The sequence below is a fragment of the Methylorubrum sp. GM97 genome (assembly GCF_024347855.1).
GTDB classification, from domain to species: Bacteria; Pseudomonadota; Alphaproteobacteria; order Rhizobiales; family Beijerinckiaceae; genus Methylobacterium; species Methylobacterium extorquens.
The window spans coordinates 2,643,967-2,665,004 of sequence record NZ_AP025942.1; the positions used below are offsets into that span (position 1 = coordinate 2,643,967).

15 protein-coding genes, 2 tRNA genes and 1 pseudogene are annotated in these 21,038 nt (G+C 68.2%); 12 read left to right on the forward strand and 6 right to left on the reverse strand.

What is annotated here, in order from left to right:
- Positions 1–122 precede the first annotated feature (122 nt).
- The 4 genes from MSPGM_RS12180 to MSPGM_RS12195 all read left to right on the forward strand — a co-directional run bounded on the left by MSPGM_RS12180 (position 123) and on the right by MSPGM_RS12195 (position 4,562).
- The gene (locus MSPGM_RS12180; RefSeq protein ID WP_003600403.1) at positions 123–938 is read left to right on the forward strand and encodes a 2OG-Fe(II) oxygenase; all 816 of its coding nucleotides are present in this window, start codon (positions 123–125) and stop codon (positions 936–938) included.
- 4 nt (positions 939–942) lie between these two features.
- Positions 943–1,734, forward strand: a complete 792-nt coding sequence (locus tag MSPGM_RS12185; protein WP_003600402.1) for a class I SAM-dependent methyltransferase — start codon at positions 943–945, stop codon at positions 1,732–1,734.
- Between the two features lie 138 nt (positions 1,735–1,872).
- Positions 1,873–3,252: a B12-binding domain-containing radical SAM protein gene (locus tag MSPGM_RS12190; protein ID WP_003600400.1), complete on the forward strand. Its 1,380-nt coding sequence runs from the start codon at positions 1,873–1,875 to the stop codon at positions 3,250–3,252.
- Positions 3,249–4,562 carry a B12-binding domain-containing radical SAM protein gene (locus MSPGM_RS12195; RefSeq protein ID WP_003600398.1) on the forward strand — a complete coding sequence of 438 codons (1,314 nt, stop codon included), beginning with the start codon at positions 3,249–3,251 and terminating at the stop codon, positions 4,560–4,562. The genes MSPGM_RS12190 and MSPGM_RS12195 overlap by 4 nt, the downstream gene beginning before the upstream one ends.
- A 6-nt stretch (positions 4,563–4,568) precedes the next feature.
- On the opposite strand, the pseudogene MSPGM_RS12200 reads toward MSPGM_RS12195, so the two are convergent.
- A pseudogene (locus tag MSPGM_RS12200) lies at positions 4,569–6,007 on the reverse strand (multicopper oxidase family protein).
- Positions 6,008–6,170: 163 nt separating this feature from the next.
- Between MSPGM_RS12200 and MSPGM_RS12205 the strand changes: the two are divergent.
- The 6 genes from MSPGM_RS12205 (at position 6,171) to MSPGM_RS12230 (ending at position 12,994) form a co-directional block, all read left to right on the forward strand.
- Positions 6,171–6,255, forward strand: a tRNA-Leu gene (locus MSPGM_RS12205).
- A 120-nt stretch (positions 6,256–6,375) separates the two neighbouring features.
- The gene (tig, locus tag MSPGM_RS12210; RefSeq protein ID WP_012253842.1) at positions 6,376–7,812 is read left to right on the forward strand and encodes a trigger factor; all 1,437 of its coding nucleotides are present in this window, start codon (positions 6,376–6,378) and stop codon (positions 7,810–7,812) included.
- Positions 7,813–7,943: 131 nt separating this feature from the next.
- A complete protein-coding gene (locus MSPGM_RS12215) occupies positions 7,944–8,570 on the forward strand; it encodes an ATP-dependent Clp protease proteolytic subunit (RefSeq protein WP_003600395.1) in 627 nt (208 codons plus the stop codon).
- 251 nt (positions 8,571–8,821) lie between these two features.
- A complete protein-coding gene (gene clpX / locus MSPGM_RS12220; RefSeq protein ID WP_003600394.1) occupies positions 8,822–10,093 on the forward strand; it encodes an ATP-dependent Clp protease ATP-binding subunit ClpX in 1,272 nt (423 codons plus the stop codon).
- A gap of 267 nt (positions 10,094–10,360) precedes the next feature.
- Entirely contained in the window at positions 10,361–12,781 is a 2,421-nt protein-coding gene (gene lon / locus MSPGM_RS12225) for an endopeptidase La (RefSeq protein WP_003600393.1), read from the forward strand.
- A gap of 137 nt (positions 12,782–12,918) precedes the next feature.
- A tRNA-Val gene (locus MSPGM_RS12230) sits at positions 12,919–12,994 on the forward strand.
- 382 nt (positions 12,995–13,376) lie between these two features.
- Here MSPGM_RS12230 and MSPGM_RS12235 read toward each other — a convergent pair.
- A complete protein-coding gene (locus tag MSPGM_RS12235; RefSeq protein ID WP_244426928.1) occupies positions 13,377–13,532 on the reverse strand; it encodes a hypothetical protein in 156 nt (51 codons plus the stop codon).
- Positions 13,533–13,940: 408 nt separating this feature from the next.
- Between MSPGM_RS12235 and MSPGM_RS12240 the strand changes: the two genes are divergently transcribed.
- The gene (locus tag MSPGM_RS12240; RefSeq protein WP_261926383.1) at positions 13,941–15,179 is read left to right on the forward strand and encodes a glycosyltransferase; all 1,239 of its coding nucleotides are present in this window, start codon (positions 13,941–13,943) and stop codon (positions 15,177–15,179) included.
- 11 nt (positions 15,180–15,190) lie between these two features.
- Here the strand turns inward: MSPGM_RS12240 and egtD are convergent, their stop codons facing one another.
- The 4 genes from egtD to MSPGM_RS12260 all read right to left on the reverse strand — a co-directional run bounded on the left by egtD (position 15,191) and on the right by MSPGM_RS12260 (position 18,790).
- Positions 15,191–16,138: an L-histidine N(alpha)-methyltransferase gene (egtD, locus tag MSPGM_RS12245; RefSeq protein ID WP_012752856.1), complete on the reverse strand. Its 948-nt coding sequence runs from the start codon at positions 16,136–16,138 to the stop codon at positions 15,191–15,193.
- On the reverse strand, positions 16,135–17,160 hold the full coding sequence (locus MSPGM_RS12250) for a class I SAM-dependent methyltransferase (RefSeq protein WP_003600389.1): 1,026 nt from the start codon (positions 17,158–17,160) through the stop codon (positions 16,135–16,137). The genes egtD and MSPGM_RS12250 overlap by 4 nt, the downstream gene beginning before the upstream one ends.
- Positions 17,161–17,162: 2 nt before the next feature.
- Positions 17,163–17,918 (reverse strand): guanitoxin biosynthesis heme-dependent pre-guanitoxin N-hydroxylase GntA, encoded by a 756-nt coding sequence (gene gntA, locus MSPGM_RS12255; protein WP_003600387.1) that lies wholly within the window; start codon positions 17,916–17,918, stop codon positions 17,163–17,165.
- A 275-nt stretch (positions 17,919–18,193) separates the two neighbouring features.
- The gene (locus tag MSPGM_RS12260; protein WP_003600386.1) at positions 18,194–18,790 is read right to left on the reverse strand and encodes a DUF1989 domain-containing protein; all 597 of its coding nucleotides are present in this window, start codon (positions 18,788–18,790) and stop codon (positions 18,194–18,196) included.
- A gap of 172 nt (positions 18,791–18,962) precedes the next feature.
- Between MSPGM_RS12260 and MSPGM_RS12265 the strand changes: the two genes are divergently transcribed.
- Complete coding sequence (locus MSPGM_RS12265; RefSeq protein ID WP_012752857.1) at positions 18,963–20,984, forward strand: OPT family oligopeptide transporter; 2,022 nt, start codon at positions 18,963–18,965, stop codon at positions 20,982–20,984.
- Positions 20,985–21,038 lie beyond the last annotated feature (54 nt).

Below are 21,038 nucleotides of genomic sequence, written 5' to 3' on the forward strand. Positions count from 1 at the left end.
GGCGGCGGCTTCGATCATGGTCGCGGCAGCGATGCGGACGGCTCGGCTCTGGTGATCGCCGCTGAAGCCGGACTGAGGTGTTGGATCGAGGGTCGCCGGAATCAGGGCGAGGGGATGGGGCGATGCCGTTTCTGCAAACGATCTCGATCGACGCCGCCGAGGCCTCGGCCCATGCCGACGCGCTGACGCAGCTGCGGGAGGATGCGTTTCAGGCCGTCGTCATCCGCAACGTCCTGACGCCCGCCGAATGCGCGTCGATCGTCACGGATCTCGCGGCCAACCGGCAGGGCTTCCCCACGACGTCGTTCCCAGCGCCGTTCCGGTCGCACTTCTACGGCATGAACCTGAATCTGGCGGAGCCGGATCTGCGCGCCTACTTCGACATGGCGCCCGGCTTCACCCGCAGCCTCGGGGAGCTGATGGCGCCATGGGGCGGGTTCGAGACCCGCATCCTCGCCCTGCTCTCGCGCCTCGATGGCGGGCGGCCCTACGGCCCACCGGCCCTACACGATGGGCGGACCTACATGGCAACGACCCTGCGCTCGCATCACGAGGGCGGCTACATCCCACCGCATTTCGACAACGAACAGAAGAATCGTCCGAGCTACCGCCACCTCGAGAGCGTGGTCGAGGGCGACATCTTCTCCTTCGTGCTGACCCTGTCCAAGGCCGAGCGCGGCGGGATGCTGGAAGTCTTCGACGCCAAGGCGGAGGCGTGGTCGGGCCGGTTCCAGAATCGCGATCGCGCGAGAGAAAAGCCCGACCTCGCGCGTTTTGCCCGCCATGCCTTCGACGTCGAGGCGGGGACCATCGTGCTCCTGCGCTCGGGCCGCTTCCTCCATCAGGTGACGCCGGTGGAAGGCGCCCGCCTGCGCTGGACCGCCTGCTCCTTCATGGCCCGATCCCGCACCGGTGACGCCGTCCACTGCTGGGGCTAGGCGGGTGGCGCGGATTCCAGTCTATTTCGATGCGTTCCTCGCGGCGGTCGCGGAGGGTGCCGCGATCGAGCATGTCCATCTCGGCCACTGGGACGAGCCGGGGGCGATCGGTCCGGCCCGGGCGCGGGCGGGTTTCGTGGAGGCGCAGGAACGGTTGAGCGCGGCGCTCGTCGCATGGCTCGACCTCGCGCCGGGCCACCGCGTGCTCGATGTCGGCTGCGGCTTCGGCGGCACCCTGCGCGCGCTCCGGCGGAGCGATCCCGAGGTGGAGGTGATCGGGCTCAACCTCGATCCGCGCCAACTCGCGGTCGGACTTCGCCAGGACGACCGGCCGCGCAACGCCGCCTGGGTCGCGGGCGATGCCTGCCGACTGCCTTTCGCGGAAGCCGCGTTCGATCGGCTCCTCTGCGTCGAGGCGGCGTTCCACTTCGCCTCCCGGCGCGCCTTCTTCGGCGAGGCGCAGCGCGTCCTGACCCGGGAGGGCGTTCTCGTGATGAGCGACATCGTCCTGACCCGGCCGTCGCTGCCGCCGGAGCGGGTCGGGCTGTTCGCGGATGGGCTCGAGGCCGCTTTCGGCCCCTGGCCCGACAAATGGGCGGGTCTCGATGCGATCCGCCGCGATGCGGAGGCTGCCGGCTTCACCCTTCGGGTCACCGACGCCACCGCGAACACCGAGCCGAGCTATCACACCATCGCCTCGGATCGACGGGGCCAGCCGACCGGTGGTGACGTCTTGCGGGAACTGCACCGTCTCGGCTGCCTGCACTATCTCTATTGTCGCCTCGACAAGCGATGACCCGAATCAGTCTGCTGAGGCCTTGAGACGATGTGAAGGCGGCACGCGTCGATTGGATCTCCCAAGTTCTGCCAAGGCCTTAAATTCGCTTCCCTCACGCCTGATCGCATCGGGCGTCCCTCCGGTCATCGCGAAACCATGCTTGAGCCGTCCTCCCCCACGCATCGGCGCATCGCCCTCGTCTGCATGACGCCGCGCCCCGATGCGCAGGAACTCGGCGAGCTGCTGCTGCCGAGCTACGGCATCCGGCGCATCCACGCGGCTTTGCTCGGCGATCCCGATCTCGCCGACGCATCCGTGCGGCTGTTCGACCGGCGCACCGCCGATATCGAGGCTTACGTCGCGGACATCCTGGATTTCGAGCCCGACCTTGTCGGCTTCTCGATCTATGTCTGGTCGGCGCCGGCCATGATCGCGGTAGCGCGGGCCCTGCGCGCGCGCCGCCCCTCGCTTGCCATCGTCTTCGGCGGTCCCTCGGCGCGATCCGCCTTCTTCGATCTCGAACCGTACCGCCCGGCCCATGCCTATCTCGACGCCGTGGTCGAGGGCGACGGCGAGGAGATCATCTGCGAGATCGCGCGGCTGCCGCAGCTCGACCGGGCCGCGTGGGAACGGGTGCGCGGGCTGACGCTGCCGACCGCAACCGGCTGGCTGCGGACCGAGCGGCGCCCGCCCATCACCGCCCTCGACCGGATCGCCTCGCCCTACGCCCACGGGCTGATGCCGCAGGGGGGCGTGGCCTATCTCGAAAGCTTCCGCGGCTGCCCGCTCTCCTGCCGCTTCTGCGAGTGGGGCACGAAGGAGAACAGCAAGGCCTCTTTCTCGGCCGACTACATCGCCCGCGAGCTCGACGCCTTCCGCACCCTGGAGGCGCCCGCGGTGTTCCTGCTCGATGCCGGCCTCAACCTGAATATCGGCGCCTTCCGCAACCTGCGGCTCGCCAACCAGCGCTCGGGCTTCCTCAAGGAAACCCTGCTCTGGGCGGAGATCTATCCGTCGATCGTGCGCGACGAGCATCTCGCCTTCATCGAGGAGATCGGCACCGCCTATCTCGGCGTCGGGATGCAATCGATGGACCCGGCGGTTTTGCGCCTGCACGACCGCCCCTCGGATTCGCCCCGCTTCGAGGCGGCGGTGCGGGCGCTGGCTCGCGTCACCAATATCGAGCTGCAGATCATCGCGGTTCTGCCCGGCGATACGCCGGAGGGCTTCTTCCGCACCCTCGACTACGCCCTGTCGCTGCCCGCGAGCGTCCGGGTCTATCACTGCCTCGTCCTGCCCGACGCGCTGCTGACCCGCAGCCGGCCCGAATGGAATGTCCGCTTCGACCCGCACGCGCTGACGATGCGCTCCTGCGAGGGATGGAGCGAGGACGCGGTGGCGCGCACCCGAGCGGAACTGCGCCGCCGGGCGCTCGCCGCCGGCGGCAAGGCTGGCGAGTTCTGGTGGGCGTTCCCCCGCCAGCCCGAGCGCGTCACCCAAGCCCGCGCTTCGTGGCGGCAGGCCGCCGCGCGATGAAAGCGGCCCGCTCCGGCCTGCGCATCGCGCTGGTGGCGCAGTACCCGGAGCGCGATCCGGCGATGCCGAGCTTCGTGCCGAATCTCGGCCTGCGCATGGTCGAGGCCACCCTGCGCGCCGCCGCCCTTCCCGGTCTCGTCTGCCGGGTCTGGGATCTGAACGGCGGCGACCCCGAGCGGGTCGCCCGCGAGATCACCGCTTTCGACCCCGACATCGTTGGCTTCTCGGCTTATCTCTGGTCGCTGCCGTTCCTCTGCCGCGTCGCCGCGCTGATCAAGCAAGACGACCCCGCCCGGCTCGTCGTGTTCGGCGGACCCTCGGCTCGGCCGGTCATGTTCGCGCGTCCGCCGTTCGCGAAGGCGGCGGACGACATCGACGTCCTCGTCATCAACGAGGGCGAGGAGACCTTCCTCGAAATTGTCTCGCTCGAACAGCGCACACCGGCCGCGCTCGGCACGCTGCGCGGCGTCGCCGTTCGGGACGGCGCGGGCTGGCGCGAGACCCCGGCGCGGCCGCTGGCCAATCTCGACAGCCTCGCCTCGCCCTACGCGCTGAACCTCGTGCAGCATGGTGGCCTCGGCGTGCTCCAGACCTACCGGGGTTGCCCGTTCACCTGCTCGTTCTGCGAGTGGGGCACGATGGAATCACCCAAACGCGTGCGCGCGGTCGATCATCTGACCCAGGAGTTCGAGGCCATCGCCGGCCACGACGTCTACGCGGCGCTCCTCGTCGATGCCGGGCTGAACCTCAACCGCAATGCCTTCCTCAACCTCCGGCGCGCGGCTGAGGAGAGCGGCTTCTTCGAGCGTCACGGGCTGATCTGCGAGGTCTACCCGGCGGCGGTGCGGCAGGAGCATCTCGATTTTCTCGCCACCGTCAGAAACGCCTATGTCGGCATCGGCCTGCAGAGCTTCGACAACGCGGTGCTGGCCCATGTCGATCGCACCTACGACGAGCGGCGCTTCGACGAGACCTTCGCCAAGCTCGATGCGGTGGCGAGCCTCGCCGTCGAGATCATCCTGGGATTGCCCGGCGACAATCCCGAAACCTTTCGCCGCAACTTCGAGCGCGCCCGTCGGCTGCCCTGCGCGCTCCGCGTCTATCACTGCGTGGTGCTGCCATCGGGCCTGATGGTGCGCTCGCCCCCCGAGCATCGCCTCGACTACGACCCGGTCTCCCTGAAGATGACCTCCTGCACCGGCTGGAGCGAGGCCGCGCTGGCGGCGGAGTGCCGCTTCCTCAACCGGCAGGCCTCGCTCCAGGGCGGACGCTCGGGCGAGTTCTTCTGGACCTTTCCGCCGCCCCGGTGAGGACGTTCAACTCACCTCGAAACTCGTCCATAGCCCGGTATCGAAACGCTCCAGCACGGTCGCGCTGAGCAGCCAGCGGCCGGGATTGTCCGCGACGAAGGCAATCTGGGCGCTTTTGCCTTCCGGGATCTGCACGGTGTCGAGCCAGTAGGGCTCCCAGCCGTCATCGAGCTGGTGCAGCAGGCGGAAGACGTGGCCGTGCAGGTGCAGGCTCTGGATGAAGCCGGTGTCGTTGCGGATCGACAGCACCACGACCCCGCCGCGCTTGACCGAGAACAGGGGGGCCGCCCCCGCGGTCCCGCTCGCGCCGTTGATCTGCCAGATCTTGGCGGGATCGCCGGAATAGGGCGTCTCGGCGCCGGGCTTCGCCTTGTCGGGCCGCACGCCGCCCGTCAGCACGAGTTCGCGGCGAAGGGCGCTTTGCAACCGGATCTCGGCCGGCAGGCGCTTGTTCTCGGGGATCGAGCCGATTGCGGCGCGGCCGGATTGCGCCACCGGCTCGCCGACGGCGGTCAGGGTCGCCAGCGGCAGGCCCTGCCCGACCAGCGCGGTGATCGTGCCGGCCGGTCCCGCCTGCGCCGGGAGATCGAGCAGCAGGTCGTAGCGCGTGCCCGGCGCGAAGGGGAGTGTCGCCTTCAGAGGCTCGAACGTGTCGGTCGGCTGCCCGTCCACGGCCGCGACATAAGCCTTCAGCCCATCGAAGCGGATGCGCAGGCTGCGCGCGTTGCAGGCATTGGCGAGCCGCAGGCGCAGACGGCTGCCGGGCCGCGCGTCGAGTGCGAGCGGGATCGGTCGTCCGTTGAGCGTCACGACGCTGCCGAGCCGCCCGGCCGCTGCGGCGAAGGCGACCTGCCCGAAGGGTTGCAGCGCGCCGGCCTCGTCGAGCCGCCAATCCTGCACGAGCAGGGCGAGGTCTGCATCGACCGGGGCGGGGAGGGCTCGTCCACGATCAGCATGCCGGCGATGCCCCGGCCCGACGGCTCGCTCGACCCGCCGACAACGAGCGCGCGGATCAGGAAGCTGCCGGCATCCGGGGGCGTGAAGTCGTAGGTGAAGCTCGCCCCCGGCTTGATCGGCTCCTGGGTGACGCCGCCGACGCCGTCCATGGCGTTGACGATCCGCACCCCGTGCCAGTGCAGCGAGAGCGGCTTGTCGGTCCCGTTCTCGACGCGCAGGCGGATTGCCTCGCCGAGCTTGACCCGCAGGATCGGTGCCTCCGCTTCGCCGAGACGCCATACGGCGGTCTCAGGCGCGGGCTCGGGCTTCAGGCGGAGCGTGGCCGGTGCTGCCTTGATCGATTTCGGCTCCGAGGGCGGGGCCTTCCCGGCCGGCGCTTGGGCCGCGGCCGTCCGCGGCATCAGGGCGAGGGCGGCGCTGCCCGCGAGCAGATCGCGCCGTGAGAACGATCCCGGCGCGGGCTGGGCCGTCGGGTCGGGATTTCGCATGGCGTCTCGCGTCGTCGTTCGGTCGGGCTCGCGTTGTAGACAGGCTTCGTCCGGCCCGCCACCGCACGCGGCGCCCCGCAAGTTTTTTGCTGCGGGCTCGGGTGCGCGTGCTATAGACGCGCGCTTCGACGGCCCGGTATCCGGGCTCGTGTCGATGGCGCTTGCGGGCGTGGCGGAACTGGTAGACGCGCTGGATTTAGGTTCCAGTGTCGCAAGACGTGGGGGTTCGAGCCCCTCCGCCCGCACCATGTCCGTATCGGCGTCAGGAACCCGAACGGTTCCCGCCGGAGCTTCCGCAAGGGGGCTTCCCTGGCGCAGCGACACGCGAAGACGAGATTGCGGTTTTAGAAAACAGCGGACGAACGACGATGCAGGTGACCGAGACGACCTCCGAGGGGCTGAAGCGCGAGTTTCAGGTGCTCCTCCCCGCGAACGAGCTTGAGGATCGCCTCAACACCGAGCTCTCGAACATCAAGGGCAAGGTCCAGATCAAGGGCTTCCGCCCCGGCAAGGTGCCGGTCGCGCATCTGCGCAAGGTCTACGGCAAGTCGGTGATGGCCGACGTGCTGCAGAACGCCGTCAACGAGGCCAACCAGCAGATCGTCACCGACAAGGGCCTGCGCCTCGCGCTCGAGCCGCAGATCGAGTTCCCGAAGGACGAGGAGCAGACCATCATCGAGCGCGCGCTCGATGCCAAGGGCGACCTCGCCTTCAAGGTGAAGCTCGAGGTGCTGCCGAGCTTCGAACTCGCCGACCTCTCCGACGTGTCGATCAAGAAGCTCGTGCTCAAGCCCTCCGACGAGGAGGTCAACGAGACGCTCGAGCGGATGGCCAAGGACAGCCGCTCCTTCGAGCCGCGCGAGGAGGGCGCCGAGGCGCAGTCCGGCGACCGCGTCACCATCGACTTCGTCGGCCGCATCGACGGCACCGAGTTCGAGGGCGGCAAGGGCGAGGACGTTGATCTGGAGCTCGGCTCCAACACCTTCATCCCCGGCTTCGAGGACCAGCTCGTCGGCGCCAAGGTCGGCGACAGCCGTCTCGTGAAGGTCGCCTTCCCGGCCGATTACCAGGCCGAGCAGCTCGCCGGTAAGGACGCCGAGTTCGACGTGACCGTGAAGGCCGTCGCCGCCCCCGGCGAGACCAAGATCGACGACGAGCTCGCCAAGCGCTTCGGCATGGACGACCTCGAGAAGCTGAAGGAGGCCGTCTCCAAGGCCGTCGGCTCCGATTACGAGGCCCAGTCCCGGCGCAAGCTCAAGAAGGAGTTGCTCGACGCGCTCGACGGCAAGTACGCCTTCGACCTGCCCCCGAGCCTCGTCCACCAGGAGTTCGCCGCCGTGTGGGCGCAGGTCGAGCAGGACCTGAAGACCCGCGGCAAGACCTTCGAGGACGAGGGCACGACCGAGGAGGCTTCGCAGGCGGAGTACCGCAAGATCGCCGAGCGCCGCGTGCGGCTCGGTCTGGTGCTTGCGCAAGTCGGCGAGACCGCCGATATCAAGGTCTCGGATGACGAGGTCAATCAGGCCCTGTTCGCCCGGATCCGGCAGTTCCCGGGCCAGGAGAAGCAGGTCTACGACTTCTACCGCAACAATCCGCAGGCGCTCGCCGAGCTTCGCGCGCCGCTGTTCGAGGAGAAGGTCGTCGACCATGTCCTCGGTCAGGTCCAAGTCGTCGAGGAACCTGTCTCCAAGGAGGCGCTCTTCGCCGAAGACGACGAGGCCGACGCCGTGACCGGCGGGGCCGCGACGGACGAGAAGCCGAGCGAGTCCAACAATGAGGCGGCGGCCGACAAGGCTGCCGGCTGATCGCCGACCCACCGGCTCCGCGGCGGGCGGCGATCTCTGAGATCAGGCGGCGTTAACGCTTGCCGTGTTCGCTGTAACCATCCGGCCTCGGGCGATTCGCCCCGGGGCCGGACCCGGAGCCGAGGGCTGAAATGAGAGATCCGGTCGACTACTTCCACAACTCGCTCGTGCCCATGGTGGTCGAGCAGTCGAGCCGCGGCGAACGCGCGTTCGACATCTACTCGCGGCTTCTGCGCGAGCGGATCATCTTCCTCACCGGCCCCGTCGAGGACCAGGGCGCGTCGCTGATCGTCGCCCAGCTCCTGTTCTTGGAAGCCGAGAACCCGAAGAAGGAAATCTCCTTCTACATCAACTCGCCCGGCGGCGTGGTGACCTCGGGCCTGTCGATCTACGACACGATGCAGTTCATCCGCTGCCCCGTTACGACGCTCTGCGTCGGCCAGGCCGCGTCGATGGGTTCGCTCCTGCTGGCCGCGGGTGAGGCCGGCCACCGCTTCGCCCTGCCGAACGCCCGGATCATGGTGCACCAGCCCTCCGGCGGCTTCCAGGGTCAGGCCACCGACATCCTGATCCATGCCCGCGAGATCGAGGCGCTCAAGAAGCGCCTGAACGAGATCTACGTGAAGCATACCGGCCGCGAGTACGAGACGATCCATCAGGCGCTCGAGCGCGACAACTTCATGACCGCCGACGCGGCCAAGGAGTTCGGCCTGATCGACGACATCCTGCACAAGCGTCCCGAGCCGGCCGCCGCCTGATTAGGACGAGATACCTGAGGCGCCCGGGGCCCGCTGGCCCGACCTTGTCGGGTCATGCGTCTTTTGGGCGCCCGCCCCAGCCGAGAGGCCGGTTGATCCCGAGCCGGCTGCATGATTGCATCGGGATGACAGTGCCTCAATCCCGACGCATCCGCCCTGTGTGACTGTTTCTTTAGGCGGATGCGCTTACATCGTATGAACGACGCGCGTGTCCTCCTGGCTGGGGCCGCGCCCGCGAACCGGAGACCGACATGAGCAAGACAGGCGGCAACGACTCGAAGAGCACGCTGTACTGCTCGTTCTGCGGCAAGAGCCAGCACGAGGTTCGCAAGCTGATTGCGGGCCCGACGGTGTTCATCTGCGACGAGTGCGTCGAGCTGTGCATGGATATCATCCGCGAGGAATCGAAGTCCTCGCTGGTGAAGTCCCGCGACGGGGTGCCGACCCCGAAGGAGATCCGGCGCGTCCTCGACGACTACGTCATCGGCCAGGACTTCGCCAAGAAGGTCCTCTCGGTCGCCGTGCACAACCACTACAAGCGGCTGGCCCACGCGACGAAGCACAACGACGTCGAATTGGCTAAGTCCAACATCATGCTGATCGGGCCGACGGGCTCGGGCAAGACGCTGCTCGCGCAGACGCTCGCCCGCATCCTCGACGTGCCCTTCACCATGGCCGACGCCACCACGCTGACCGAAGCGGGCTATGTCGGTGAGGACGTCGAGAACATCATCCTCAAGCTGCTCCAGGCCTCCGACTACAACGTCGAGCGGGCGCAGCGCGGCATCGTCTACATCGACGAGATCGACAAGATCTCCCGCAAGTCGGACAACCCCTCGATCACCCGCGACGTCTCGGGCGAGGGCGTGCAGCAGGCACTCCTGAAGATCATGGAAGGCACCGTCGCCTCCGTGCCTCCGCAGGGCGGCCGCAAGCACCCGCAGCAGGAGTTCCTGCAGGTCGACACCACGAACATCCTGTTCATCTGCGGCGGTGCCTTCGCCGGGCTGGAGCGCATCATCTCCCAGCGCGGCAAGGGGACCTCGATCGGCTTCGGTGCCAGCGTCCAGGCGCCCGACGATCGCCGCACCGGCGAGGTGTTCCGCTCGGTCGAGCCCGAGGATCTGCTGAAGTTCGGCCTGATCCCGGAATTCGTCGGCCGTCTGCCGGTCCTGGCGACGCTGGAGGATCTCGATGAGGAGGCCCTCAAGAAGATCCTGCAGGAGCCCAAGAACGCGCTGGTCAAGCAGTACCAGCGGCTGTTCGAGATGGAGAACGTCGAGCTGACCTTCCAGGACGAGGCGCTCAGCCTCGTCGCCCGCAAGGCCATCGAGCGCAAGACTGGCGCCCGCGGCCTTCGGTCGATCCTGGAGACCATCCTCCTCGACACGATGTACGACCTGCCCGGTCTCGAATCCGTCGAGCAGGTGGTCATCGGCCCGGAGGTGGTCGAGGGCAAATCCAGGCCTCTCTTCATCCATGGCGACCGCAACAAGGAAGCCCCGGCCAGCGTCAGCGCCTGACCGGCAAACATCCGGGGCCGCACGGTTTTTAAGCCGGCGGCCCTTTTTCGTTCCGGGGGACGCCCGCGCTTGAAAGCGCCCCCCGCAACGACCATTTCAGGCTCAACGCAGGGCTCCACGCTTCATCCCCCGAAAGGTCGGGCCCGCGCCACCAGCCGCAAACTGATTATCCGCTTCCGACCCTTCGCGGCCCGGTCGGCACCTGGCAAGATGCTTGCTCGCCGTTGAGGAGCGACTGCCCGGCGTCAACACATAAGGGAAGAACCCATGACCCAGTCGAAATCGCGCCAGCCGGTCGTTCCCGGTTCGACGGGCTCCTACGCCGTCCTGCCGCTGCGCGACATCGTCGTCTTTCCGCACATGATCGTGCCCCTGTTCGTGGGCCGCGAGAAGTCGATCCGCGCGCTCGAAGAGGCTGTGCGCTCGGACCGTCACATCCTGCTCGCGACGCAGATCAATGCCAGCGACGACGATCCGGCCACCGACGCGATCTACACGATCGGTACGCTCGCCTCCGTGCTGCAGCTCCTCAAGCTGCCCGACGGCACCGTGAAGGTGCTGGTCGAGGGCGCCGGCCGTGCGCAGATCGAGTCCTTCGTGCGCTCGGACGAGTATTACGAGGCGCAGGCTCTGACGCTCACCGATGACCTCGGCGACCGCGTCGAGGCCGAGGCGCTCGCCCGCTCGGTGATCTCCGAGTTCGAGAACTACGTGAAGCTCAACAAGAAGATCTCCCCCGAGGTCGTCTCCGCCGTCACGCAGATCGACGAGCCATCCAAGCTCGCCGATACCGTCGGCTCGCACCTCGCGGTCAAGATCGCCGACAAGCAGGCGATCCTCGAAATCCCCACGGTGGCGCAGCGCCTCGAGCGTGTGCTGTCGCTGATGGAGAGCGAGATCTCTGTGTTGCAGGTGGAGAAGCGCATCCGCACCCGCGTCAAGCGGCAGATGGAGAAGACGCAGCGTGAGTACTACCTCAACGAGCAGATGAAGGCGATCCAGAAGGAACTCGGCGACGAGGACGGTCGCGACGAGTTGGCCGAACTGGAAGACAAGATCGAGAAGACCAAGCTGACGAAGGAGGCCCGCGAGAAGGCCACCGCCGAGCTGAAGAAGCTGCGGCAGATGTCGCCGATGTCGGCCGAGGCCACGGTCGTGCGCAACTACCTCGATTGGATGCTCGGCATCCCGTGGGGCAAGCGCTCGAAGATCAAGAAGGATCTGCTCGGGGCCCAACAGGTCCTCGACTCGGATCACTTCGGCCTCGACAAGGTCAAGGACCGGATCGTCGAGTACCTCGCCGTGCAGCAGCGGGCGAACAAGCTCACCGGCCCGATCCTCTGCCTCGTCGGCCCGCCCGGCGTCGGCAAGACCTCGCTCGGCAAGTCGATCGCCAAGGCCACGGGACGCGAATTCGTTCGGATGTCGCTCGGCGGCGTGCGTGACGAGGCTGAGATCCGCGGTCACCGCCGGACCTATATCGGCTCGATGCCCGGCAAGATCGTCCAGTCGATGCGTAAGGCCAAGACCTCGAACCCGCTCATCCTGCTCGACGAGATCGACAAGATGGGCATGGACTTCCGCGGCGATCCGTCCGCGGCGCTCCTCGAGGTTCTCGATCCGGAGCAGAACGCCACCTTCAACGACCATTACCTCGAGGTCGATTACGACCTGTCGAACGTGATGTTCGTGACGACGGCGAACACGCTCAACATCCCCGGCCCGCTCATGGACCGGATGGAGGTGATCCGTATCGCCGGATACACCGAGGAGGAGAAGCTCCAGATCGCCCGCCGCCACCTGATCCCGGAGGCGGTCAAGAAGCACGGGCTCACCCCCGACGAGTGGTCGATCACCGATGACGGCCTGATGATGCTCATCCGCCGCTACACGCGGGAGGCGGGCGTCCGCAACCTGGAGCGCGAGATCTCCAACCTGATCCGTAAGGCGGTGAAGGAGATCCTGATCACCAAGGTGAAGCAGGTCGAGGCCAACCCCGAGACGCTGCCGGAATTCCTCGGCCCGCCGAAGTTCCGCTACGGCGAGATCGACGCGGACGATCAGGTCGGTGTGGTCACGGGTCTGGCCTGGACCGAGGTGGGCGGCGAGTTGCTGACCATCGAGGGCGTCATGATGCCCGGCAAGGGCAAGATGACGGTCACGGGCAACCTGCGCGACGTGATGAAGGAGTCGATCTCGGCAGCGGCGTCCTACGTCCGCTCGCGGGCCATCGATTTCGGCATCGAGCCGCCGCTGTTCGAGCGTCGGGACATCCACGTCCACGTTCCGGAGGGGGCGACCCCGAAGGACGGTCCGTCGGCCGGTATCGCCATGGCCACCGCGATCATCTCGACGCTCACCGGCATCCCGGTGCGCCGCGATGTGGCGATGACCGGTGAGGTGACCCTGCGCGGTCGCGTCCTGCCGATCGGCGGCCTGAAGGAGAAGCTGCTCGCCGCACTCCGCGGCGGCATCAAGACGGTGATGATCCCGGAAGAGAACGCCAAGGACATCGCCGAGGTGCCCGACAGCGTGAAGAACGGTCTGGAGATCATCCCCGTCTCGCGGATGGATCAGGTGCTGCAGCACGCCCTCGTGCGCCAGCCCGAGCCCATCGAGTGGGACGAGCCCCTCCCGGCAAAGACGCCGAAGCGGGATGAGGACGGCGCGGCGGTCATCGCCCACTAATCCTCTCGCTCGTATCGAACGAACGAAGCCCCCGGAGCCCCGCTCCGGGGGCTTTTTCGTGCGTGGATCGGGGGAGGAGGGCGAGACCCACCTTGCGCAGCCGTGATCCCTTCCGTAACGCTTCGCGGCGCCGGATCGGGCGGTTAGCTCAGTTGGTAGAGCGTCTCCTTTACACGGAGAGGGTCGGCGGTTCGAGCCCGTCACCGCCCACCAATCCGGGCGCAGGATGGTTCAGAGGCGGGTGCGATGGTGCTTGCCGGTTCGGAATCAGTGTTTCCGACGGAACACCTCTGTCACGAAGCTCGTCCGCGATCGATGCATGGTCCGCGCCTGAATATCCCGCGCCAGAGTCGTGCCAACGAACCGCATCGTCCGGTCAGGCGAAAACTGAAACCAGAGGCCCTATCCGCGTTCCTCGTTCAGGCATGAGCGGGGAATGACATGGAAGGTGGGTTGATCTGGCTCGGCATTATCGCCGGCATCCTGGGGTTGAGCGGGGTCGGCTACCTGTTTGCCGCCTGGGCGAAGGCGCGGAGGGAGCCGCGCTGATGCCTGTCGCGCCGGAGGGGAGGGGCCTTGGGCCCCGCCACGCGGTTCACCGCGATGCGAGCGACGCCTGCCGATCGCGCGGCTCGTACCGGTTCGAGGCGTCCCGTCCCGCCGCATTGTCGTTGTCGCTGGGCTGAAGCCTCGCATCTTCGGCCCGATCGGTCTTCTCTTTCCCGCGAAGCAACAGCGGCACGATGCGCATCGAGCGCCGGTAGATCCAGGCCTCGTGCCGGCGGCGCCGAGGACGTCCATATTGGACGGTTTCTTTTCCACACATGGTCATTCTTCACGGTGACGTCTGGCTGACTGGCCCCGGACGCTAACCACGAACGATCTCGACGCATTGACTGTACGTCCCAAAGTTCACGCTGCCGCGCTTTGCCGCACGGGCGCAGCGCCGTTGCAACGCGAGCAAGGCCGCGCTTGATCGGCTGCAACACCCGCTTCCGCGATGAAGCGCCGTCGTCCGAAGCAGATTTTTTGCACCGGCGAAGCGCCGACGCGGATGAATTGCCCCGGCTGAGCCGCTCAACCCTTTGGTGCAGAAGAAGGCGCATGTCAGCGCCCGCTGCGTTGCGCCGGTTGGACGAGAGGGTACCGGCGCTCCGGAATGACGGATTTTCTGTTCGTTCACGACCATTTCCCAGGCCCGTTCGGCTTTCTCGCCGAGGCGCTGATGGATCGAGGGCATCGCTGCGCGGCCATCGCCGGAGAGGCCGCACCGGGCTTGGCCGGCTTGCCGATCCTGCGGTGGCGTCCGGGGCGGAAGGTGACGCCGGGCCTGTTCCCGCTGGCCCATCCGACCGAAGCGGCGTTCATCAACGCCACCGCCGCTCTGCGATGCGCGCTCGACCTGCGCAAACACGGCTTCGACCCGGCCGTCATCGTCGGGCATCCGGGGCGCGGGGAATCGCTGCTGCTCAACCAAGTTTTTCCGCGGGCGCGTCGGCTCGCCTACGCGCCGTATTACCGGGCGGACGGGGATGCGCTCGGCTTCGATTCCGAGTGGACGCGCCCGCTCAACCTCGAAGACCGCGTGCGCGACCGCGCCGGGAATGCGGCGTTGGCCATGGCCTATGCCGAGGCCGAGCGGCTGGTCTGCCCGACGGAGTTCCAGCGCAGCCTGCTGCCGGCGGGCTTGCGCGCGCAGGCCAGCGTGATTCACGAAGGCATCGATACGGACGAGGTGCGCTACGATCCCCATGCCGTCGTGCATCTGCCGAACGGGCGCAAGCTGACCAAGGCTTGGCCGGTCATCACCTTCATCGCCCGGCAATTGGAGCCTTTGCGCGGCTTCCCAACCTTCATGCGTGCCCTACCGGCGCTGCTCGAAGCCGTGCCCCGGGCCGAGATCCTGGTGGTCGGGAGCGACGGGCGCGGGAATGGCGCGGCAAAGGGGCCCCAATCGCAGACGTGGAAGGAACGCCTGCTGGCCGAGCTGGACGGCCGGCTCGATCTCGACCGCCTCCACTTCCTCCCGCGTCTCACGCACGAGGAGATGGTGGCCGCCCTCTCGGTGGCCACGGCGCATGTCGCCTACACCTATCCTTTCTCGCTTTCGCGGGTCTTCCTGAAGGCGATGGCGTGCGAATGCCTCGTGATCGCCTCGGACACCGCGCCGGTGCGGGAGGTGGTGCGGGACGGCGTGAATGGGGTCGTCCGCGATTTCTTCGACGCTGACGCCCTGGCGGAAGCGCTCGTCGAGGCCTGCCGCACACCCGAACGGTGGCGGCCCCTGCGGGAGGCGGCCCGGCGGACGGTGATCGACCGCTACGACCGGCGGCGTCACTGCCTGCCGACTTGGCTCGCGCTCCTGACCTATCTCGCCGACGCGCCGGCCCGTGCCTGAGCGGTGCGGTCCTATGGCGCCCGGAACAGGTGAAGGCTGAAGCCGCTGTCCTCATCGACCCAGAGGCGAACCGGCTCCCAGCCCTGCGCCGAGGCCAGGGCCCGAAACGTGTCCGGCGCGTATTTGTGGGAGGTGTCGGTGCGGATGCTCTCGCCGCCCGCGAAGCGGATCGTCCGGTCGCCGAGCCGGTAGGCGGCGGGCCGGGTTGCCACGAGATGGGCCTCCACCCGGAACGGGTCGTCGGCAAGCCGTGCCTCGTGGCGGAAGTTGCTCCGGTCGAAATTGCTGCCGAGTTCCCGGTTCATCCGCTCGATGAGGTTGAGGTGTAGCGCCGGCATCAGCCCGCCCGCCTCACCGTAGGCGCGGCGTAAGCGGGCCGGGTCGTGCGTCGGGTCGGCCCCGACCAGGAAGTGGCTTGGCCCCAGCGTCCTCCGCGCCCGCGCTAGGAAGCCCTCCGCCTGCTCCGGCGTGAAGTTGCCGATGCTGGTGCCGGGAAAGAAGCCGAGGATCGGCGGGGCGGCGGCCCCCGGCGGCAGGCGGATCGGCTTCGAGTAATCGGCGCAGACCGGAATCATCGGCACGGCCGGGTAATCCGGGGCGAGGCGCGCAATCGCCGCTTCGAGATAGGCTCCCGAGATGTCGAGAGCGAGGTAGGCGGCCGGCGCCTCCAGGGCGTCGAGCAGGGTTCTGATCTTCCGGCTCGCGCCGCTGCCGAATTCCACGACGCTGACGCCAGGGCCGACGAGTGCTGCCACCTCTGCCGCGACCCGCGGCAGAAGCGCCATTTCCCGCTTCGTCGGGTAGTAGTCCGGATGGGCGCAGATCCGGTCGAACAGATCCGAACCGGTCTCGTCCCAGAGGTATTTGCCGGGCAGGGTCTTCGCCTCGCCCGACAGGCCGGCGAGCGCGTCCCGAAGGAACTCGGCACGCTCGCTCGCCACTGCCTCTGCCGCGCTCATCGCGGTCCGGTCGGGCGGGTGGCGGTGAGAACGACGAGCGCGATGCGCTCGGCCGCCGCATAGCCCGGATCGTCGAGTTCCTCGCCGTATTCGTCCGGATCGAACTCGCGGTACGAGACCTTGAGACCGGCCCGCGCGCAGATCGCGCTGGCCTCTTCCCGGAAGCCGTCATGGCCTTCGACGATGGCCGAGCCGGTGAACAGGACAAGGCTGCCACCCGGCGCCAATCGCTCGGTCGCCGCCTCGACCACGCGCAGCGACAACCCGGCCCCGAGTGGTCCGCCGCCATGCCGGTAGGCCCGCCCGCCGGAATCCACCATGAAGGGCGGGTTCGAGACGATGAGATCGAACGATCCCTCGACGTTGCTCAGCATGTCGCTGTGAACGGGGCGCACGTTGCCGACGCCCGCGAGCCGGGCATTGATGCGCGCGGCGCGAAGGGCCGCCGGGTTGATGTCGACGAGGACGACCTCGGCCTCCGGCAACCGCTTGGCGACGAGGATGCCCGCCGCGCCCGAGCCGCAGCCAATATCGGCCGCTCGCCGCGGCGCCGGGTGTCCAGCCCTGGTCCGCTCTTCGAGATGGGCAAGGACGGCCTCGGCGAAGCGCATGGTGTCGGGGCCGAAGAACACGGCATCCGCCGCGAGCGGCGGGTAGGCCGCGTGAAGAAACAGCGTGTCATCGAGGCTCGACAGACGAATCCCCGCCTCCAGGAGAGAACCGTCCGGCCCCTCCGAACGGTGCAGCACGCCCGCCCGCTCCATCAGGTCGGTCAGTTCCGCCGGGATCAGGCCGTCGCGAAACGGGCGGCTCCAGCCCAGCACGTCCCGTAGCGATCGCGCGAGGGCGTTCTCGGGCCGGGCGTTCACCCGGGCGTGGGTGGCCGGCGTGACGGTGGTGAACCGGTAGCCGGTGTCCCGCACCGCGCGAGCGAGGGCGAGGAGCGCGTCCTCGCGGTCCTCATGGCGGGCGTCCGGCTCCTGGGAGGCCGCGGGATGCGACGGAGCGTCGGCGATCGTCATCTTCAACCCTCCATCTGTCCGGCGAGGAAGGCGCCGGACCGCAGATCCGCCGCGACCTGCTGCGCATCCCATTCCACCGCTCCCTCCTGACGGTGGTAGGGGCAGACCCAATCGTCCGGCACGGCGCGTCCGCTGAATTGCCGGGCCGCGGAGCGCTCGCCGTGCTGCGCGAGCATCGGGTTGGCGGACCCGGTCCAGGCCACGTCCCGCTCGACGATCGAATCGCGCAGCCGGTCGTAGCGCCCCTCGGCCCGCAGGCGCTCGAACTGGTCGTGCAGGTTGAACACCAGAACCGGGTGCTCGAAGCGGCGCGCCTTGCGGCTCGCGCCGGGATGCAGCCCGACGATGAAGAAGCCCTCGCCCCCGAGGCTCATCGAGAAATGCGTGTCTTCCGGGTTGGCCGACACGCGCGGATCCTGGGCATGACCCAGCTCGCTGTCGCGGTCGGAGAGCGACTGCATCCGCCGCCAGAGTGCAGCCTCGAACGCCTCCTCGGAGAGGTGGTGCGGGCCTTCGAACACGACCGCAAAGCTTTGGAACTGGTCGCGCCGGGCGCGATAGCGGCAAATGAAGGCGAGCAGCGCCGGGTAGATCCGCGCGTCGTCGCTGTCGGAGGCGACGTCTCGGGCGACCAGAACCTTCAGTTGGCCACGGGACAGAGCGGATTTGGCGCCGACACAAGGGAAGGGCTGTTGGCGAATGAAGTGCCGGAAACGCTCAGCGAGCGGATGGCCGGTGTCGTCGGTAGGCAGCAGCATGACACCTCGTGGAACGCAGGCAAACGAACGACGCGACCGAGTCTGTCGACCCGGTACGGGGAAGGTCGTGGGAGAGAGGGCGACCGTGATACAGTCCGCCGACCCTCGGAGAAGGTGAACTGCGCGGGGAACCTCAGTCTGTGACCATTGTTCCGCCGGGTCTGGGGATAACCAGATGGCTACGCTGCCGGTTTCATCTATGTATTGTCTTGATCCGCCGCGGCATCGTAGCGCAGTATTCTATCGGCTGATGACCGTGTCTTCGCGGCGGAGCCTCAAGATTCGATCTCGTAATGGATCGGCTTGAAGGAGAAGTTGTTCGACTGCAGGGCCGAGCAGGCCGTCAGGCCGACGACGAGGTCGGTCTCGGCCACGAAACTCACCCGGTCGCCGGGCTGGCTGAGCGGTGGGCGCACCGCGATCTCGCCGCTCTGCCCATCGACGGTGACATGCATGAACACGTTGAAGGCGACCGGGATGCGGTCCGGCTCGATCCCGTAGGGCGCCAGCGCTTCGGCGAGGTTGCCGAAACAGCCCCGGTGAGGGTGTTCGTCGCCGTAGATGATCCGGAAGGTGTCGGCCGAGCAGGGTGTGAGCAGGAAGTCGTGCCGGCCCACCGTGTCCTCGACGATGCGCAGGAGCACGTTGGAGCGGTTGGAGTAGATCGGGTCGCCCGTCGTCAGGAAGATGCGCGAGGCGTAGTCGATGGTGCGGCCCGAGGAGATCACCTCATCGAGATCGTCTCGGCGGAAGGCCACGAGGTCGGCCACCTGCTCGCCCTGGGGGTCGATCACGGTGAGGCGCTGGCCGCGATTAAGCGTGAAGGCCGCCCCCGAGCGCGGCGGGATCTCATGGCGCACCGGTCGGCTCATCCGTCGTTCTCTCCTTGCAGCGGGTCTGGCCCGCGGGTTCGCGCGCCGATTAGCAGCGGCCCCAAGCTTGGCCGCCGCCGCGTCACCACGGGGGATCGGACGAGGGGCCCGTTGGGTTCCCAACAAAATGTCGACGTCCCGAGCCGCGGGGCGGCACCGGAGACGCCTGCCCGTGGACGCACGATCCGACGAACGCTCAACCCCGCACGGCGAGGCCAGCGGGACTCACCCTCGCCATGCCGCCGAACTCACCCTGCGCGGGCTTCTGCTCGGGGCGGTGATCACCGTCGTGTTCATGACCGCCAACCTCTATATGGGGCTAAAGACGGGCGTGACCTTCTCGACCTCGATCCCCGCGGCGATGCTGTCGATGGGATTGCTGCGCCTGTTCGGCGGGTCCGGCATCCTCGAGAACAACATCGTCCAGACCCAGGGGTCGGCGGCCGGCACGCTTTGCAACGTCATCCTCGTCCTGCCAGGTCTCGTGCTGATCGGCCACTGGCACGGTTTCCCGTTCTGGCAGACGACCGCCGTCTGCCTAATCGGCGGCCTGATCGGCCTCGTCTACTCGATCCCCCTCCGCCGCGCCCTAGTGATGGGCGCCGGGCTTCCGTATCCCGAGGGTACCGCTGCGGCCGAAGTGCTGCATGCGGGTGAGGCCGGCGACCGGGGCGGTCTGCGCATCCTGCTGGGCGCGGCGGGGGCGGGCGGGCTGATCGGGTTCGCCACCACCGGCTTGCGCCTCCTCACTGAGGGCCTCCACACCACCCTTGCCGTGGGGCCGGCCCTGTTCCGGCTCGCCACGGGCTTCTCCCCCGCCCTGATCGGGGTGGGCTATCTCGTCGGGCTCGGCGCCTGCCTCGCCCTTTTAGCGGGCGTCGCCCTGGCCTGGGGCGCCGCGGTGCCGTTGCTCACGGCCTTTGGGGACGGGGCTGGCGCCGGCTCGGCGGAGGCGACGGCGAGGGCGGTCTGGTCGGAGAAGGTCCGGCTCATCGGCGCCGGCATCATCGCCGTCGGCGCGATCTGGACGGTCGCCTCCCTCGGCCGCTCGATCCTGGGAAGCATCCGTTCCGCCTTCGGTGCGGCGCAGGGCGGCGGGAAGGCTTTGCGCCAGTTGCCGCGCCAGGAGTGCGACCTGCCGATCACCTGGGTTGCGGGCAGCTCGCTCCTGCTCGCGCTGCCCCTGGCTTGGCTGTTCTTCCATTTCAGCGCAGAGGCCGAACTGGGTGGTCTGCGTTTCGGGCTGGTCGCAGTCGCCACCGTCTTCACGGTCGGCTTCGGCTTCCTGATGGCGGCCGCCTGTGGCTATCTCGCGGGCCTTCTCGGCTCGTCCTCCAGCCCGATTTCCGGCATCGGCATCCTGACGACGCTCCTCGCCGCCCTACTGCTCCCGCTGCTGCTCGGCCGCTCTGCCGGGCCGGAGGGTGAGCGCTTCGTCGTCGCCGCCGTGCTGCTCCTGTCGGCCATCGTCGTCACCACCGCTTCGATCGCCAACGACAACCTTCAGGATCTCAAGACCGGCCAACTCGTCGATGCCACGCCGTGGCGCCAGCAGGTGGCGCTGGCGGCGGGCGTCGCAGTTGGCGCCCTGGTGATCGCCCCACTGCTCGACCTGCTCTACAACGCCTATGGTTTCGTCGGTGCCCTGCCGCGGGAGGGGATGGACGAGGCGGCCGCCCTTCCGGCGCCCCAGGCCGCGCTGATGACGCAGATCGCCGGCGGCATCGTGCGCAACGAGTTGCCCTGGTCGATGGTGGCGACGGGGGCCGGCCTCGGCGCGATCCTCGTTGCGGTGGAGGCGCGTCTACGCTGCAGCGGCCGTTCTTTTCCGGCGCTCACTGTCGGGATCGGCATGTACCTGCCGCTGGAGGTGGTGGTGACGATCGCCTGTGGCGGCCTCGTCGGACGCCTCGCCGAGCGCCGGCTGCGCGGGGCGGGCGAGGCGGCGCGCGCCGGAGGACGCCGCCGCGGCGTGCTGCTGGCCTCAGGCTTCCTCGTGGGCGAGAGTGTCGTCGGCGTCCTGCTCGCCGCCGCCGACACGCTGAGCGGACGCGGCGGTTCCCTCGCCTTCGCGGCCGATGCGCTGGGCGGGGCAGGGCCGTGGCTCGGCCCCATCGTCTTCTTGCTGGTGCTGGCGGCCTTCTACCGCATCGCTTCGCGCACGGACGAGGCGGGCCGCCGCGGCGACACCTGACCCGTCCTCGATTTCGTCGCGATTGCAGGCGAGCATAATGGCGCGACCGCCCCG

Excerpts from the sequence above, each read along its gene's own strand:
- MSPGM_RS12180 (WP_003600403.1), top strand. The coding sequence starts at position 123 with ATGCCGTTTCTGCAAACGATCTCGATCGACGCCGCCGAGGCCTCGGCC.
- MSPGM_RS12190 (WP_003600400.1), top strand. The coding sequence starts at position 1,873 with ATGCTTGAGCCGTCCTCCCCCACGCATCGGCGCATCGCCCTCGTCTGC.
- MSPGM_RS12195 (WP_003600398.1), top strand. The coding sequence starts at position 3,249 with ATGAAAGCGGCCCGCTCCGGCCTGCGCATCGCGCTGGTGGCGCAGTAC.
- tig (WP_012253842.1), top strand. The coding sequence starts at position 6,376 with ATGCAGGTGACCGAGACGACCTCCGAGGGGCTGAAGCGCGAGTTTCAG.
- MSPGM_RS12215 (WP_003600395.1), top strand. The coding sequence starts at position 7,944 with ATGAGAGATCCGGTCGACTACTTCCACAACTCGCTCGTGCCCATGGTG.
- clpX (WP_003600394.1), top strand. The coding sequence starts at position 8,822 with ATGAGCAAGACAGGCGGCAACGACTCGAAGAGCACGCTGTACTGCTCG.
- lon (WP_003600393.1), top strand. The coding sequence starts at position 10,361 with ATGACCCAGTCGAAATCGCGCCAGCCGGTCGTTCCCGGTTCGACGGGC.
- MSPGM_RS12235 (WP_244426928.1), bottom strand. The coding sequence starts at position 13,532 with ATGCGCATCGTGCCGCTGTTGCTTCGCGGGAAAGAGAAGACCGATCGG.
- MSPGM_RS12240 (WP_261926383.1), top strand. The coding sequence starts at position 13,941 with ATGACGGATTTTCTGTTCGTTCACGACCATTTCCCAGGCCCGTTCGGC.
- egtD (WP_012752856.1), bottom strand. The coding sequence starts at position 16,138 with ATGAGCGCGGCAGAGGCAGTGGCGAGCGAGCGTGCCGAGTTCCTTCGG.
- MSPGM_RS12250 (WP_003600389.1), bottom strand. The coding sequence starts at position 17,160 with ATGACGATCGCCGACGCTCCGTCGCATCCCGCGGCCTCCCAGGAGCCG.
- gntA (WP_003600387.1), bottom strand. The coding sequence starts at position 17,918 with ATGCTGCTGCCTACCGACGACACCGGCCATCCGCTCGCTGAGCGTTTC.
- MSPGM_RS12260 (WP_003600386.1), bottom strand. The coding sequence starts at position 18,790 with ATGAGCCGACCGGTGCGCCATGAGATCCCGCCGCGCTCGGGGGCGGCC.